This window comes from Nocardia speluncae NBRC 108251 (genome assembly GCF_001613245.1).
GTDB lineage: Bacteria > Actinomycetota > Actinomycetes > Mycobacteriales > Mycobacteriaceae > Nocardia > Nocardia speluncae.
Map to the genome: position 1 here is coordinate 348153 of NZ_BDBZ01000001.1, position 14490 is coordinate 362642.

The 14490-nt window shown below is 66.7% G+C and carries 14 protein-coding genes; 7 read left to right on the forward strand and 7 right to left on the reverse strand.

Annotated features, from left to right (window positions below; genetic code table 11):
• The first annotated feature begins 204 nt into the window (after positions 1-204).
• Positions 205-912: a recombinase family protein gene (locus NS6_RS36405; RefSeq protein WP_084470558.1), complete on the forward strand. Its 708-nt coding sequence runs from the start codon at positions 205-207 to the stop codon at positions 910-912.
• Here the strand turns inward: NS6_RS36405 and NS6_RS01465 are convergent.
• A complete protein-coding gene (locus NS6_RS01465) occupies positions 855-2051 on the reverse strand; it encodes a tyrosine-type recombinase/integrase (protein WP_068035446.1) in 1197 nt (398 codons plus the stop codon). The genes NS6_RS36405 and NS6_RS01465 overlap by 58 nt on opposite strands.
• A gap of 233 nt (positions 2052-2284) precedes the next feature.
• Here NS6_RS01465 and NS6_RS01470 point away from each other — a divergent pair, with 233 nt between their 5' ends.
• The gene (locus NS6_RS01470; protein ID WP_245669088.1) at positions 2285-3433 is read left to right on the forward strand and encodes a coiled-coil domain-containing protein; all 1149 of its coding nucleotides are present in this window, start codon (positions 2285-2287) and stop codon (positions 3431-3433) included.
• 24 nt (positions 3434-3457) lie between these two features.
• Here the strand turns inward: NS6_RS01470 and NS6_RS01475 are convergent, their stop codons facing one another.
• Positions 3458-4579 carry a winged helix DNA-binding domain-containing protein gene (locus NS6_RS01475; RefSeq protein WP_068035448.1) on the reverse strand — a complete coding sequence of 374 codons (1122 nt, stop codon included), beginning with the start codon at positions 4577-4579 and terminating at the stop codon, positions 3458-3460.
• A 78-nt stretch (positions 4580-4657) separates the two neighbouring features.
• Between NS6_RS01475 and NS6_RS01480 the strand changes: the two genes are divergently transcribed.
• Positions 4658-5020, forward strand: a complete 363-nt coding sequence (locus tag NS6_RS01480; RefSeq protein WP_068035450.1) for an MmcQ/YjbR family DNA-binding protein — start codon at positions 4658-4660, stop codon at positions 5018-5020.
• 13 nt (positions 5021-5033) lie between these two features.
• On the opposite strand, the gene NS6_RS01485 is transcribed toward NS6_RS01480, so the two are convergent.
• The gene (locus NS6_RS01485; RefSeq protein WP_068035452.1) at positions 5034-6995 is read right to left on the reverse strand and encodes a S9 family peptidase; all 1962 of its coding nucleotides are present in this window, start codon (positions 6993-6995) and stop codon (positions 5034-5036) included.
• 132 nt (positions 6996-7127) lie between these two features.
• Positions 7128-8345 (reverse strand): TerC family protein, encoded by a 1218-nt coding sequence (locus tag NS6_RS01490; RefSeq protein ID WP_068035454.1) that lies wholly within the window; start codon positions 8343-8345, stop codon positions 7128-7130.
• Positions 8346-8515: 170 nt separating this feature from the next.
• On the opposite strand from NS6_RS01490, the gene NS6_RS01495 reads away from it, so the two are divergent.
• Complete coding sequence (locus NS6_RS01495; RefSeq protein ID WP_068035456.1) at positions 8516-9163, forward strand: HdeD family acid-resistance protein; 648 nt, start codon at positions 8516-8518, stop codon at positions 9161-9163.
• A gap of 39 nt (positions 9164-9202) precedes the next feature.
• On the forward strand, positions 9203-9742 hold the full coding sequence (locus NS6_RS01500) for a hypothetical protein (protein WP_068035458.1): 540 nt from the start codon (positions 9203-9205) through the stop codon (positions 9740-9742).
• A gap of 43 nt (positions 9743-9785) precedes the next feature.
• On the opposite strand, the gene NS6_RS01505 is transcribed toward NS6_RS01500, so the two are convergent.
• Positions 9786-10364, reverse strand: coding sequence for a winged helix-turn-helix transcriptional regulator (locus NS6_RS01505; protein WP_068035460.1), 579 nt, complete (start codon positions 10362-10364; stop codon positions 9786-9788).
• A gap of 57 nt (positions 10365-10421) precedes the next feature.
• Between NS6_RS01505 and NS6_RS01510 the strand changes: the two genes are divergently transcribed.
• Positions 10422-11066 (forward strand): dihydrofolate reductase family protein, encoded by a 645-nt coding sequence (locus tag NS6_RS01510; protein WP_068035462.1) that lies wholly within the window; start codon positions 10422-10424, stop codon positions 11064-11066.
• Positions 11067-11141: 75 nt separating this feature from the next.
• Here the strand turns inward: NS6_RS01510 and katG are convergent, their stop codons facing one another.
• On the reverse strand, positions 11142-13325 hold the full coding sequence (gene katG, locus NS6_RS01515; RefSeq protein WP_068035464.1) for a catalase/peroxidase HPI: 2184 nt from the start codon (positions 13323-13325) through the stop codon (positions 11142-11144).
• Positions 13326-13349: 24 nt separating this feature from the next.
• Positions 13350-13784, reverse strand: coding sequence for a Fur family transcriptional regulator (locus tag NS6_RS01520; RefSeq protein WP_068035466.1), 435 nt, complete (start codon positions 13782-13784; stop codon positions 13350-13352).
• Positions 13785-13929: 145 nt separating this feature from the next.
• Between NS6_RS01520 and NS6_RS01525 the strand changes: the two genes are divergently transcribed.
• Entirely contained in the window at positions 13930-14319 is a 390-nt protein-coding gene (locus NS6_RS01525; protein WP_174552548.1) for a hypothetical protein, read from the forward strand.
• Positions 14320-14490: the final 171 nt, after the last annotated feature.

The window sequence follows — 14490 nt, forward strand, 5'->3', positions numbered from 1 at the left end:
AGTGCTGGAGGGCCCGCGGAGCTGCGGCCGTGCGGACCTTCGCTGTCGGCAAACGATCCTTTGACGACATCGACCCGAGTCGCATTCGCGCTTGCCCGGATCGGCGGAAACAGCGCACCCCATCCGATGCGATCCATTCCGGTCTGACGACAGATAGAACGGGAACGGGAAGGCACTCAGGTCGCAGGAAAGGGCGCCGTGGTCATGGCCGAACTCGTCTACACCCGAGTGTCCACCGACGAACAGAGCACCCAGCGGCAGATCCACCTGCTCACCGAGGCCGGGCTCGTCGACGGCGCACCCGGCGTGCGGCTGTTCGCCGACCCGGCCACTTCCTCCAAGATCCCCGCGCTCGACCGCGACAGCGTCCACCAGCTCGCGCAGTATGCGCGCGGCGGTGACCGGCTGACGGTGTCCGAGCTGTACGGGAAGTGCGCCGCGGACAGGGGGCTACAGTCTGCACGTCACGGCGCCGCTGCACGTCCACCAGGCGCTGCCGGCCGCCGCCGAAACAGTCGGACAGAGCACCTCGGCCGCCGACCGCAAGGCATACCGGATCTACCGCGACCGCCTCAGCCAGCGGGTCCCATCCTGACGAGGTTTCCTGAGCGCGAAAACCGGCCTACTACGTCAAATCTGTTGTTTTTCGCGGAACCCCGACATCCTGAGCTGTTCCGTAAGACGTTCCACCACCGGAACACCGCGGCCGGGCGAGTCCAGCCATGGTCGCAGGTGTTCCGCGTCGGATACGTGCGCTGCTCCAGACAGTGTGGTCCGGGAGCAGTCCCGAGATCCCTTGACATGCGCGCAGGGCGTTCGCTGACCCACCATGATGCGTTGGATACATGTCCCTGTCAGAGTCCGAGTTTGGTGACGGCATTGTCGGCGAGGGGGTCGGCGGTTCTGATGTAGCGGTGGACGGTGCGTGGGTTGCTCCAGCGGCCCTGGCGCATGATTTCTCGGTCGGCGGCGCCGCCGAGGGCGGCTTGGGTGGCGAATCCGGCGCGCAGGGAGTGGCCGGAGAAGAGGGTGGGGTCGAGTCCGGCGCGGGCGGCGTAGCGTTTGACGATTTCGGCGACGGCGCGGCCGGAGAGTGCGGTGTCGCCGAGTCCGCCGTGCCGGTTGACGGCGGGGAACAGGGGTTGTGCGGGGGTGAGGCGGGGGTCGGGCCGGTAGCTGTGGCAGCGGTGGATGTGGGGTTCGGCGGTGGGTAGTTCATCGATCCAGGTGCGGATGTTGCGGGGGTTTTCGGTGTGCGTGGCGAGTAGCTGTAGCCAGTCGGCGCAGGCGCAGATGGGGCAGGTGCGTGCTTGGCTGCCGCGGGGTAGGGCGACGTGTTGTTCGGTGATTCCGGTGGGGTCGGTTTTGGTGGTGGGCAGGTGGATCAGCAGGAGTGGTTCGCCGGTGGTGTGGTCGGTGCCGAAGTGGATATCGGTGATGCGCAGGGCGGCGAGTTCGCTGCGGCGTAGGGCGCCGGCGAAGCCGAGGAGTAGGAGCAGGGTGTCGCGGCGGCGGGCGGGTTCGCCGGGCCAGCCGGGTTGGGGGAGGCCGGTGAGGAGTTCACCGAGGGTGTGCAGCAGGATCGGGCGTTTGCGGTGGGGCCGGGTTCGGCGGGTTCGGCGGATTCCGCGGAGGGTGAGGCGGACGACGTCGCTGCGGGTGGGTGCGGGTAGTCCGTTGGCGGCGTGGACGGCGGCGATGGCAGCGGATTTGCGTTCGAGGGTGGCGGGACTGTAGGCGTGGCGGCCGTTCGCGTGGCGGGCGTCGGCGGCGGCGGCGAGGTAGACGGCGACGTCGAGGGGGTCGGCGGGGAGGGCGGTGCGGTTTTCGCGGGTGCACCAGGCTGCCCAGGCGATCCAGTCGGTGCGGTAGGCGCGCAGTGTGTTGGGGGATTGGGAGGCGGTGAGGTAGCGGCCGAGTGTGGTGGCTTGTTCGGTGTCGAAGCGTTCGCGGACGTTGCGTAGTGCGGCGGTGTCGACGAGGACGCTGGTGATGCCGCGGCGGAGTTCGGTGCGCACGGTGTCGGGTAGGTCCACGGCTGGTTCGGTCACTACGTGTTCTCCTCGTCGGTAATTGCGTCACGTAATACGTTTCGTTGGGGGCAACGTAACGAAACGTATTAACCGGAAGTGCTCCGCCCGCAACCTTACCCGCCTAGCCTCCGATAATGTTCACTTATCGGAGGCTAGAACCATATAGGTCTCACTGAGTCCGCCACGCCCGCTTCAGGTTTCGTTTCGTGTCATACCGTTTGATCGGACGAAACAAACGCTACGATTCTCAGGTGCCGACAACCTGTAACTATCCCGGCTGCTCCCAGCCGATCCCACGCCCCACCGGCCCCGGCCGGCCTTCGGAATACTGCGACCGCCCCGAACACACCAGATGGCGTGCCTGGCGTGAAAGGCAACGGCTACAGCAGGAAGCCGACCTCCAACCCGATACCGTCACTGTGACGCAAACCGGTCCGGTCACGTCCGCCCGGCTACGCGCCGACGAACTGCTCACTCAATTCCGCAACCTGGCCGAACAACTCGGCACCACCCTCAATGCGGCAGTTACCGAAATGTCGACACTGGCCGACCCCTCGGCAGCCGAAGCGCAGGTCCAGGCCGTGCAAGCCGATGCCGCGCGCCGCATCGCCGAAACCGAAATGGCCGCGGCCGCCGCCGAACAGGCACGCCGCGACGCGCAGCAGGCACGGATCCGGGCGGAGGAAGCAGCCGAAGACGCGGTCGCAGCCGCAGATACCGCCGACGCCCGCATCGCCGAAGCCCGGTCACAGACCGCGGCCGCCGAAGCCGCCCGCGACGAAGCGCTTCACGAAGTGGAGGCCGTCACCACCCGCGCCGCGGACGACGTTTTCGCGGCCCGCTGCGCGGCCGAGGAAGATATTCGGGCCGCGCGGAACGAGGCCGCCGCGGAGAGAGAGCAGGTCCGGGCCGAATGCGCCGCGGACATCGATCGCATCCGCCGCGCCGCCGAAGCCGATATAGAACGCGCAGACCGGGAGAACACTCAGAAGGTAAAGGCGGCCGCCGCTGATCGGGATCTGGCCGTACAGCGGGCCGCCGATACCGAGCGCGCACTGGAACGGGCAGAACGGTCGGCCACCGAACGTGAGGAAGCAGCCCGGGAAGCTCGCGCCGAATTACAGCGGCTGCGGGCCGAATACGACACCGTCCGGCAGGACCTCGCCGAACTCCGTCGCGCTGCGGCCGCGGATCTGACTGCGGTCCGCGCCGAGGCCGCAGCGGCTGCCGAGCAGGTGCGCACGGAGACCACCCAGCGTATCGAGGCACTTGATCAGGCACGGACACAAACCCTGGCCCGCGCGGAACGCGCGGAACATCAACTCGATACGCTGATGTCCGAACGGGCGAAGCCCCCGGCGGAACCCGAACCGGCCGCAATACCGTCGAGAATCGTATGACCCCGGGGCAGTGAGGCACAGTCATCACACAGGGCGGCGGGCCTCACCGAAGACGATACTGCGGGTCCGGGCGCCGGGATCGGTGAATGCCAGCAACGCGTCGGCTTCTTCGGTCACCGCGGCCGCGTCCTCTGTCGTGAACGGCCGCGCGTAGGGGTGGATGGTGATGGTCACGGACCCGGTGTCGCGGGTGATCACCCAGTCGCCTGCGGTGAATCCGTGGAGCAGCAGGATCTGCGGCGCGGGGCGCTGGGTGCGGTACCCCTGTTTGCCGTACTCGTCGGTGATCACCCGGGTGCGGTCTGCGTAGGAGAGCAACAGGTTGTCGAAGTCGTACAGAAACCTGGGCGGAGCCGGGGTGTCGGGGTCCGGGCGTGCCGCGCCGGGGAGGTCGAACAGTTCCTGCCCGTGCTGATCCCGAAAGACCATCAGGTCCGGCCGGATCCGGTCGACGACCTCACGCAGCTTGGTGAGGCCGGACCACACCTGCACATCCTTCACGCCGGCCGGACCGAACGCGGCCAGGTACCGCAGGATCATCTGTTCCAGCGACGCGGGGCCTGTCGAGCCGACGCCGAGCCACGCGTCGGCAGTGGTGTGCGCGATGGGCCCGCTTCGGCCCCAGACACCACGTGGCGGCACCTGCACCAGTGGCACCTGGTTTCGGATGGCGTAGACCAGTGAGGCCGGCGCGCGGCCGGGCCAGCGCAGGGCGAGTAACGCGCCGAGCTGCTTGTTGGTCAATGGTTTCGCCGCGAGGAGCTCGGCACCGTCGGCGATGAGTTTCGCCATGTCGATGCCTTCGATGGGTTTGCCGTGGGTGTGGTTGCGGTAGAGGTCGCGATCCAATACAGGCTGGATCAGTGGCCGCAGCGCGCCCGCATCCTGCGGGGTGACCAGGTGAATCGTGGAGCGCATCAGCGCGATTCGAATCAGAGTGCGGTCGGTGAGCAGGTCGGCGGCCTGTTCGGGGGTGAACCCCGCCAGTCGTGACCACAACCCGATATACCAGGTATGTGGTGTCTGGGCTTGTAACCCGACCAGATGCTCGACCGCGGCGACGACCGGCAACTCGCATCGATGCAGCAGCAACTGCCGATCGAGTGTGGCGCGATTGAGTGCCCGGCGACCGAGTACGGGAGTCATCAACGGAAACCTTCCGACAGAACAAAGGTGGTGGCGCCGAACCGATGCCACCACCTTCCAGGACGCTACCGTGATCCCATGGCCGAGGACCCGCTGCCACACCTACGCCGGCTGTGCACCGCGCTGCCGGAAACCACCGAACGGCTCAGCCACGGCGAACCGACCTGGTTCGTGCGCGGCAAGAAAACGTTCGTCACCTACGCCGATCACCATCACGACGATCGGCTGGGCTTCTGGTGTGCGGCTCCGCCGGGCGCCCAGGAGGCGCTGGTGGCGGCGGAGCCGCGGCGGTTCTTCCGCCCACCGTATGTGGGGCATCGCGGCTGGCTCGGTGTGTATTTGGATGTCCCTGTCGATTGGGCGGAGATCGCCGAGCTCGTCACCGACGCCTACCGGCTGGTGGCGCCGAAAACTTTGGTGAACCTCCTCGACGATCTGTAGCCCGGGGAGGGTCCTACCGGGTGGAGCTGCCGGTAGCGGGCGCCGCCGCCACCTCGCCGGCGCTGCGGCCGCCGAGGTGGCGGGCGAAATGCTGTTCGATCGCGCGATACAGCATGGCCTGGTTCTCCGGGTTGTCGAAGCCGTGTCCCTCGTCCTCGGCGACCAGGTACTCCACCGGTACACCACGTTCACGCAACCGGGCAACGATGTTGTCCGATTCGGCCCGCACCACGCGGACATCGTTGGCGCCCTGGGCGACGAGAAGTGGCGTGCGGATTTCGTCGACCATGGTGATCGGGGAGCGGGCCAGCATATCGGCTTCCTGCTCCGGGATCTCCGGGTCGCCGACGTAGCGGTACCAGTTGTTGACGTTGAAGACGCGGGCGAACGGCGGCAGGGTACGCAGGAAGTTCGCGAGGTCGGAGATGCCGACGTAGTCGACGGCGGCGGCGAAGCGTTCAGGGGTGACGGTGACGCCGACGAGGGCGGCGTATCCCCCGTAGGAGCCTCCGTAGATTCCGATGCGGGCGGGATCGGCGTACCCCTCGGCGACGGCCCAGTCGACGGCGTCGATCAGGTCGTCGTGCATCGCGCGGGCGAATTCGCCGATCGCTGCGGTCACGTGCCGTTTTCCGTGGCCGAGCGACCCCCGGAAGTTCACTTGCAGTACCGCGTATCCGCGGTTGGCGAGGAACTGGACATCGTTGCTGTACGCCCACGAGTCGTGGTACCAGGGGCCACCGTGTACCACCAGCACCAGCGGGAGGTCGCGCGGTGGCACGCCGACCGGGAGGGTGAGGTAGCCGTGCAGGGGCAACCCGTCGCGGGCCGGGAAACCGACTGGTTGCATGGGGGCCATGGTGTCCGGGTCGCGGTCCGGGAAGGCCCGGAACAGCAGCCGGGCTTCGCCGGTGGTGTGGTCGTAGAACCAGGTGACACCGGGGTCGCGGTCGTGGACGAAGGTCGCGATCCAGCGCTGCCCGGAGTCGTCGCAGGACAGGGTGCCCAGCACACCGTCGGACAGTTTCTGCAACTGGGCGTGGATTTCGGCGAAGTGCGGGTCCAGGACCTCGATATGGGGGCGGGCGGCCACGAAGCGGGCGGCGAGGATGTCGCCGGTGCGCCGATTGGTGTGCACCGGGGGTGGTAGCACGCCTGGCAGCATCATTCCGCTGATATCGAGATCGTGACCGTCGACGGCGGCGACAACGGTTTCCGCTCCGGTCTCGTGGTCTATGCGGACCAGCCGCAGATTGTCGCCGTCCTGGTAGGAGCCGACGAGCAGGCCTTTTCCGTCGGCGGTGACCTGCTGGGGGTGGATACTCATCGGATGTTCGGCGCCGCCGAGACGGCGCAAGGGCCGCGTCCCGCCGGTGCCGGGGTCGATCGCGGAGATCTCGACGGCGCCGTCCGCGGCGAGCGCGGTCCGGAACACGGGCACCCCACCGCGGTCGAGCAGTATGGCCGCTGTCGGATCGTCCTGTTCGAGATGCAGAGTCGTGTCGCCGGTGGCGATGTCGATGCGGAATGTGTCGAAGTACAGTGGGCGCCGGTTCATCGTGACGAGCACGCTGCCGGGTTCCGACGGCAAGTCTTCGGCACCTACCACCCGTGATCCCGGGTCCATCGGGGTGAGGTCGACCGCGGGTTCGCTTGGGTTGTCGAGGTCGGCGCGGTACAGGTGCCAGTCCTCGTTACCGTCGGTGTCCTGCTGGTAGAGCAGCCAGCGGGGGTCGTCGGTCCAGTAGTAGGTGGTGATCCCGCGACGGGTGTCGTGGGTGACGGGGACCGCGTCGTCGTGGGTCGCGTCGATACCGCGAACCCAGACGTTGCGGCGGCCGCGGTGTGGGGCGAGGTAGGCGATACGGGTGCCGTCGGGGGAGATGGAGGGGTTCGCGAACTGTGGGTCGGCGAAGAAGGTGTCGATATCGATCAGTGCCGGTCGCTGGTCGATCGGGTCTCCGGTCGTGGTCATTACGCACTCCGCTCTGTTTCGGCTCGCGATGTCACCTCCGACTCAACACTGTGCCGTTGCGGCACACTCAAGCCCGTGGCATTGTGTTCCCGCCCACGCCCCTTTGTATCGCCCCGCGTCCCGGGCCGCGGGTCACATGCGCAGTGGTAGTCCGGCTTCCGTCCGCGTGACACGATCGGCGTGCACGATATGCGCCCGGTCGAGCAGCGTGACCAGTTCGGTTTCGCCTTCGCGGATATGCCGCCGGTACTTGGCGGGCAGGCCGGCGATCGTCTTCTCTTCGCCCAGCATCTTGTGATAGGTGCGTTCCCGCAGGCTCTGGTCGGCTTCGTAGCCGAGGTCGAGGTAGCGGGTGGCGTGGCGGCGGGCGTTGCCGACGGCGGTCTGCGCGCGTCCGGCGGGGCTGAGCAGGGAGGCGACGATGGTGACCACCAGTATCAGCACGATGAGGGCCAGCGACAGGCCGGTGGAGATCTCGGTGACCGGTACCGGTTCGCCGTGGTTGATGAACGGGACGTTGTTCTCGTGCAAGGCGTGCAGGACGAGTTTGACGCCGATGAGGGCCAGGACTGCGGCGAGCCCGAAACCGAGGTAGATCAGGCGATCCAGCAGGCCTTCGAGTAGGAAAAACAGCTGGCGCAGGCCGAGCAGGGAGAACGCGGTGGCGGTGAAGACGATGAACACGTTCTGGGTGAGCCCGAAGATGGCGGGTATGGAGTCGAGGGCGAACAGGACGTCGGTGCCGCCGATGGCGACCATGGCGAGCACCATCGGGGTCATATGGCGGCGGCCGTCGACGGTGGTGAACAATTTGTCGCCGTCGTAGGTGTCGCTGGTGCGCAGGAAGCGCCGTGCCAGTCGCAGGACGATGTTGTCGCCGGCGTGGCTGTCTTCCCCTTCGGGGCGGAGCATATTACCGGCGGTGAGGAGTAGGGCGGCGCCGAACAGGTAGAACACCCAGGCGAACCGGTTGATGAGGGTGGCGCCGACGAAGATGAATCCGGTGCGCAGCACGAGGGAGAACACGATTCCGGCGAGCAGCACCTTTTGCTGGGCGGCACTGGGGACCCGGAAGGTGGTCATGATGATGAGGAAGACGAACAGGTTGTCCACCGAGAGCGCTTTCTCGGTGATGTAACCGGCGAAGTACTCCAGGCCCATATCGGATCCGCCGAACCCCCACACCGCGAACCCGAATGCCACCGCGACAGTGATGTAGGCGGCGGACCAGACGGCGGCTTCGGTGAGTGATGGGGTGTGTGCGCTGCGGACGTGGAAGAAGAAGTCGAACAGCAACAGTCCGGCGATCAGGGCTAGGGTGCCTCCCCATACCAGTGCGGGAACGGTCACGACGACCTCCTGACTGGTGCCCTCGATACGTATCTCGCTGCGACTGTAGTTGCCCGGACCGGCTGGTTGTGCGGTTTACTGCGCAGTGTCGCGGGCCCGGTGGAGGGTCGCCGACAGGCGGATGGGGCAATCGTCCGGCAATCCGGCCCGTCGGCCCATATCATTCAGCTATGCCGACCTACGAGGAAGCGGGGGACGCTCCGGTGTTCGGTCGCGGTGTTCGTCAGACGATGCTGTCGATGGGGGTGTGTTCGGTGGTGATCGGGGTCGCGACGGTGGCGTGGCCCGATAAATCTCTGGGCGCGGTGGGGAACCTGTTCATGTTCTCGCTGTTGTGCGGCACGGTGTCGTTGGCGACGGTGGCGGTGGGCAGCAAGCTTGGCCGTTTTCCGCGGACTCTGCTGTTCCTGGCGGCGGTGGTGTCGCTGGTGACGGCGACGCTGTGTTTCCGGGCGGGGAACTGGACGCTGCTGTTGGCGATGTGGCTCGGGTTGGCGTGGTCGGTGCGGGGCATTGCGCATGCTGTGGCGGGGGTGTGGGACGACGACGAGGTGACCGGGCAGGGGAAACAGGAGCTGTTCGGTCTGGTGACGTTGGCCGCGGGTTTGGTGATCGCGGTGGCCCCGTTCGACAGTATCGAGATGCTGGCGGCGGTGGCGGGTTGCTGTATGACGGCGTTCGGTGCGCTGGAGGTGTGGACGGCTTTGCGTTCACCGCTGGCGGTGCGGTCGCCGGAGTCGGATGAGCTGACACCGGAGCAGCATCTGACGTCGGTGATCGCGAACGCGGGCGGTTCCGGGGGACGCGCCTCGGACTGAACCGCCGGATCGGTGCGGGTTTCGCTACTCTTTCCTGCTATGGCGATCAATATGAGCCATCGGATCATGCGCCTGCGTGCTCTTATCGAGCACCCCAATACCGGGGCCGGCGAGCGGGCGACCGCGCAGCGGATGCTGGATCGGCTGCTGGCCCGTAGTGGTGGCACGCCTATCGGTGACCGCACCTACGGAGACCGTCATCACCGGGTCGGTAAACACGCGGATCTGCCTGCTGTGGCGGAGATGATCCGCGCCGATATCGCGCTCGGGCGGATCATGTTCGCGCCGCAGACGCGGGTCGGTGAGCCCGCGATCCGGGACCCGCTCGGCGACGCGCCGGTGCAGATCGAGATCCTGGTGGATCTGCCGCATCACGCATGTATCGATGTCACCATCGACAAGGTGCCGCGGACATGGGGCTGGGTCGTGGAGGACGGTATCGAGCGGGTCGGTCCTCAGTTGCAGGAGCTGGCGACCGAGCTGGCCGACATCATGAACGGCTACAACTTCGACGGCAGCGATATCGCGAAACGGTTCTTCGGCCGTGTCCGTATCCCGGAGCTCACGTTGGTTTGGTAGATACCGTGGTGTCTGTTCGAACGGCAGCGGCGCCCGGCCCGGCTCATCCGTCGACGACCTCGCCCCGCGGAGGTGTAGGGGGCGCCGGACAGTTCACCGGTTCGGAAGCCTGGGTGGTCTTCTGATAGGCGGCGGTCAGTTCGGCGAGTACGCCGTTCTCGGGTGCCGGGTGCCGGTGCAGGTGGATGTCGCGGAGTTCGTCCATGAACCGCTGCCCGAGTTCGGGGCCGCCGGTGGCGAGTAGCTGCGCGCGGATGGCGAGTTCGGGGGTGGTGGGTAACCAGCGGGCGCCCCAGGCGCCGAGTTCGGTGATGAGGGGGACGAGCGCGATGGCGGCTTCGGTGAGGTGGTATTCGACTTTCTGCCGGTGGCTGGGGTCGTCGTCGCGGGTGAGTAGTCCGGCGGTGACCAGCTTGCCGAGCCGGGCGGCGAGCATATTGGAGGCGATCCCTTCCTCGGAGGAGCCGAGTAGCTCGCGGAAGTGGGTATTGCCGCTGAACATGATGTCGCGGAGCACGATGAGGCTCCATCGGTCGCCGAGCAGTTCCATTGTCATGTTGATCGGGCATCCGGATTTGCCGGGCGCTACGTGAAGCAGCGACGGAGAAACTGGTTGCGTCATAAGACCAGTCTAGGTAGGTTCACAACCGGTTGCAGAATAAAACCAGAAGGAGCTTCGATGAGCCCACTCGTGCGTGTGCAGAATTTCACCGTCTCCGTCGACGGCTACGGAGCAGGTACCGGCCAGAGCCTCGACCGGCCGTTCGGCCACGCAGATCCGCGGACCCTGATGGCGTGGGCCGGCGCCACCGCCAGCTGGCCGAACCGCACCGACCCCGGCGGCACCCGCGGCCTCGACGACTACTTCACGCGCGATTTCGCCCACAATATCGGCGCGGAGATCATGGGACGCAACAAGTTCGGTCCCCAGCGCGGGCCCTGGGAGAACCACGACTGGCAGGGCTGGTGGGGTGACGAGCCGCCGTTCCACACCCCCGTTTTCGTCCTGACACACCATCCGCGCCCTTCGTTCACCCTGAGCGACACGACCTTCCACTTTATCGACGCCACTCCGGAAAAAGCCTTGGAGCAGGCGTTCGCCGCCGCGGACGGTAAGGATGTGCGGATCGGCGGGGGCGTGGCGACGGTCCGCGAGTTCCTGGCCGCCGACCTGATCGACACCCTGCACATCGTCGTCGCGCCGAGCGAACTCGGCGGAGGCGAGCGGCTGTGGGAGCGTTCCGAGGACCTGCTGGACCGGTTCCATCTGGAGAAAGTGCCCAGCCCGAGCGGTGTCGTGCACCATCTGTTCTGGCGTCGCTGAACAACCGAGTGCCCCGGGCATCCGTAGATACCCGGGGCACATTGTGCCGATACCCGGCGAGCCGGGTGGTCGGGATCAGGCCAGGTCGAACCGGTCTGCGTTCATCACCTTGTTCCAGGCGGCGACGAAATCGTGCACGAACTTCTCCTTGGCGTCGTCGGCCGCGTACACCTCGGCCACCGCGCGCAGTTCGGAGTTGGAGCCGAACACCAGGTCGTAGCGGGTGCCGGTCCAGGTGACCTCGCCGGTCGCGCTGTCGCGCGCTTCGAAGGTCTCCTGGGTTTCGTCGGTGGATTTCCACTCCACACCCATATCGAGCAGGTGGACGAAGAAATCGTTGCTCAGGGTGCCGACGTTGTCGGTGAGTGCGCCCTGCTTCGACTGCTTGTAGTTGGCGCCCAGGACGCGCAGGCCGCCGACCAGGACGGTCATTTCCGGGGCGGTGACGCCGAGCAGGTTCGCGCGGTCGACCAGCAGGTGCTCCAGCGGCAGCCGGTGGCCCTTGCCGATGTAGTTACGGAAACCGTCGGTCCGCGGTTCGAGCACCGCGAACGAATCCACATCGGTCTGCTCCTGCAGGGCGTCGTTGCGGCCGGGGGTGACCGGTACGGTGACCTGCACACCGGCTTCCTTGGCGGCCTGCTCGATTCCGGCGGCGCCGGCGATCACGATCAGATCGGCGAGCGCGACCTTCTTACCACCGGTCTGGGCGGCGTTGAACGACTCCTGAATTTTCTCCAGCGCACCCAGCACCGTGCCCAGCTGCTCGGGCTCGTTCACATCCCAGCTCTTCTGCGGTTCCAGCCGGATCCGGGCACCGTTGGCGCCGCCGCGCTTATCGCTGGAGCGGAACGTCGACGCCGACGCCCACGCGGTGGAAACCAGCTGCGGCACGGTCAGGCCGGCGGCCAGGACTTGTTCCTTGAGCGCCGCGATATCGGCGTCGTCGACGACCTCGAAGTCGACAGCGGGGACGGGGTCCTGCCAGATCTGGATCTCGGCGGGAACCTCGGGGCCGAGGTAGCGTTCGATCGGGCCCATATCGCGGTGGGTCAGTTTGTACCAGGCGCGGGCGAAGGCGTCGGCGAACTGCTCCGGGTTGTCCTTGAAGCGGCGCGAGATCGGCTCGAACTCGGGGTCGAAGCGCAACGACAGGTCCGTCGTCAGCATCATCGGCTTCTTCTTCTTGTCCGGGTCGTGGGCGTCGGGGATGATCTCCTCGGCGTCTTTGGCCACCCACTGGTTGGCGCCCGCGGGGCTCTTGGTGAGTTCCCATTCGTATCCGAACAGGATCTCGAAGAAGTCGTTGGTCCACTGCGCGGGTTTGGTGGTCCAGGTGACCTCCAGGCCGCTGGTGATGGCGTCGCCCGCTTTACCGGAGGCGTGGGTGCTCTTCCAGCCCAGGCCCATCTGTTCGATGGCTCCGGCCTCAGGTTCGGCGCCGACCAGGTCGGCGTCGCCGGCGCCGTGGGTTTTGCCGAAGGTGTGGCCGCCCGCGATCAGCGCGGCGGTTTCCTCCAGGTCCATCGCCATCCGGCCGAAGGTTTCCTTGATGTCCACGGCCGCGGCCAGCGGGTCCGGGTTCCCGTTCGGGCCTTCCGGGTTGACATAGATCAGGCCCATCTGGACGGCGCCCAGCGGGTTCTCCAGATCGCGTTCACCGCTGTAGCGTTCGTCGTCGAGCCAGGTGGATTCGGGGCCCCAGTAGACGTCCTCGTCGGGTTCCCACACGTCGGCGCGGCCGCCGGCGAACCCGAACGGCGTGAAGCCCATGGTTTCCAGGGCGACGTTGCCGGAGAAGATCATCAGATCGGCCCAGGACAGTTTCTTGCCGTACTTCTTCTTCACCGGCCACAGCAGCCGGCGGGCCTTGTCCAGGTTGCCGTTGTCGGGCCAGCTGTTCAGCGGCGCGAACCGCTGCTGGCCACCGCCACCGCCGCCGCGGCCGTCGATGGTGCGGTAGGTGCCGGCGGAGTGCCAGGCCATCCGGATCATCAGCGGGCCGTAGTGGCCGAAGTCGGCGGGCCACCAGTCCTGCGAGGTGGTCAGCACCTCGGTGATGTCCTTGCGGACCTCCCCGAGGTCGAGGGTCGCGAATGCCGCGGCGTAGTCGAAATCGGGTTCCATCGGATCCGAGGCGGGCGCGTTCTTGCGCAGGATCTTCAGGTTGAGCTGGTTGGGCCACCAGTCACGGTTGCCGGCACCCGTGGTGGGGTGTTTGGCCGCGAACGGGCACTGGCCTGTGGTGGTCTCGGACACTGCTTTCCTTCCGGTTGGCGGGAGTCATTGCGGGCTGGACGATGTGGAGCAGGTGGGGCACAGGCCCCAGTAGATGACCTCGGCTTCGTCGATGGTGAAACCGTGGTCGCCGGGGGCGGTCAGGCACGGCGCCGCGCCGGTGGCGCAGTCGACATCGGTGATGGCGCCGCAGGAGCGGCAGACGAGGTGGTGGTGGTTGTCGGCGACCCGGGTTTCGTAGCGGGCCACCGAACCGGTGGGCTGAATACGGCGTAGTAGTCCCGCGACCGTCAGTGCCCGCAGCACGTCGTAGACGGCTTGCTGGGAGACGGCGCCCAGGGTGGTCCGTACCTGCCCGATGATCGTGTCGGTATCGGAATGGGGGTTGTGGTGTACGGCGTTCAGTACCGCGAGTCGCGGTGCGGTCACACGCAGCGCGGCGTCGCGCAGCATGTTCTCGAACTCCGCTGTCGTGGGCACGGCACGAAGCTTACCGCCTTTCTGGAATCAATCAAGTATTAGTATCTATCCAGAAAAGGCCCGGAATCGTTGTGCGGCGGGTACTATGCGCGCAACACCGACGGTCCTCGCAGGGAACCCGCCCCACTCAGGAGAGTGCAGGATAATGCGTCCCCCGGCCCACCGCACGACAATCGCCACACTGGGCGTTCTCGCCGCTCTCGCCGCGCCCGCATTCGCCACCGGCCCGGCCACCGCGCAGCCCTCCTACTACGCCCCCGAGATCGCCCCGTGCGACCACCTGTTCCGCAACCCACTGGACCCGCCCCGCCCCGGCGCCGCGGTCTACTGGAGCCCATTCGGCGCCACCGGCATCGTCTGCTACGACAACGGAACGGGGATGGCCGACTACTACCAGCGCGACCCGTGGGGCGCCTGGCACGATATGAACGAACTGACTCCCGGTCACTTCTTCTACAGCGTTTTCACCACCGGCATCCCCGATGCCGCACATCAGCGCGGACACACATCCCCCTGTACAGAACGCAGAAACTGAATACCCATTGCGCCTCTCCTCAAAACTTGCTTATCATTGCCTTCACAAGCTGGTTGTCAGAACGCAAGCGCGCTCCGGCGACTGCCGGACCGGAGATCGTCACCGACCGGTCGGGCGATACAGATGAATCCTCCAATTGTCGGGGTTGCGGGGAATCCATAGCGCGAATTC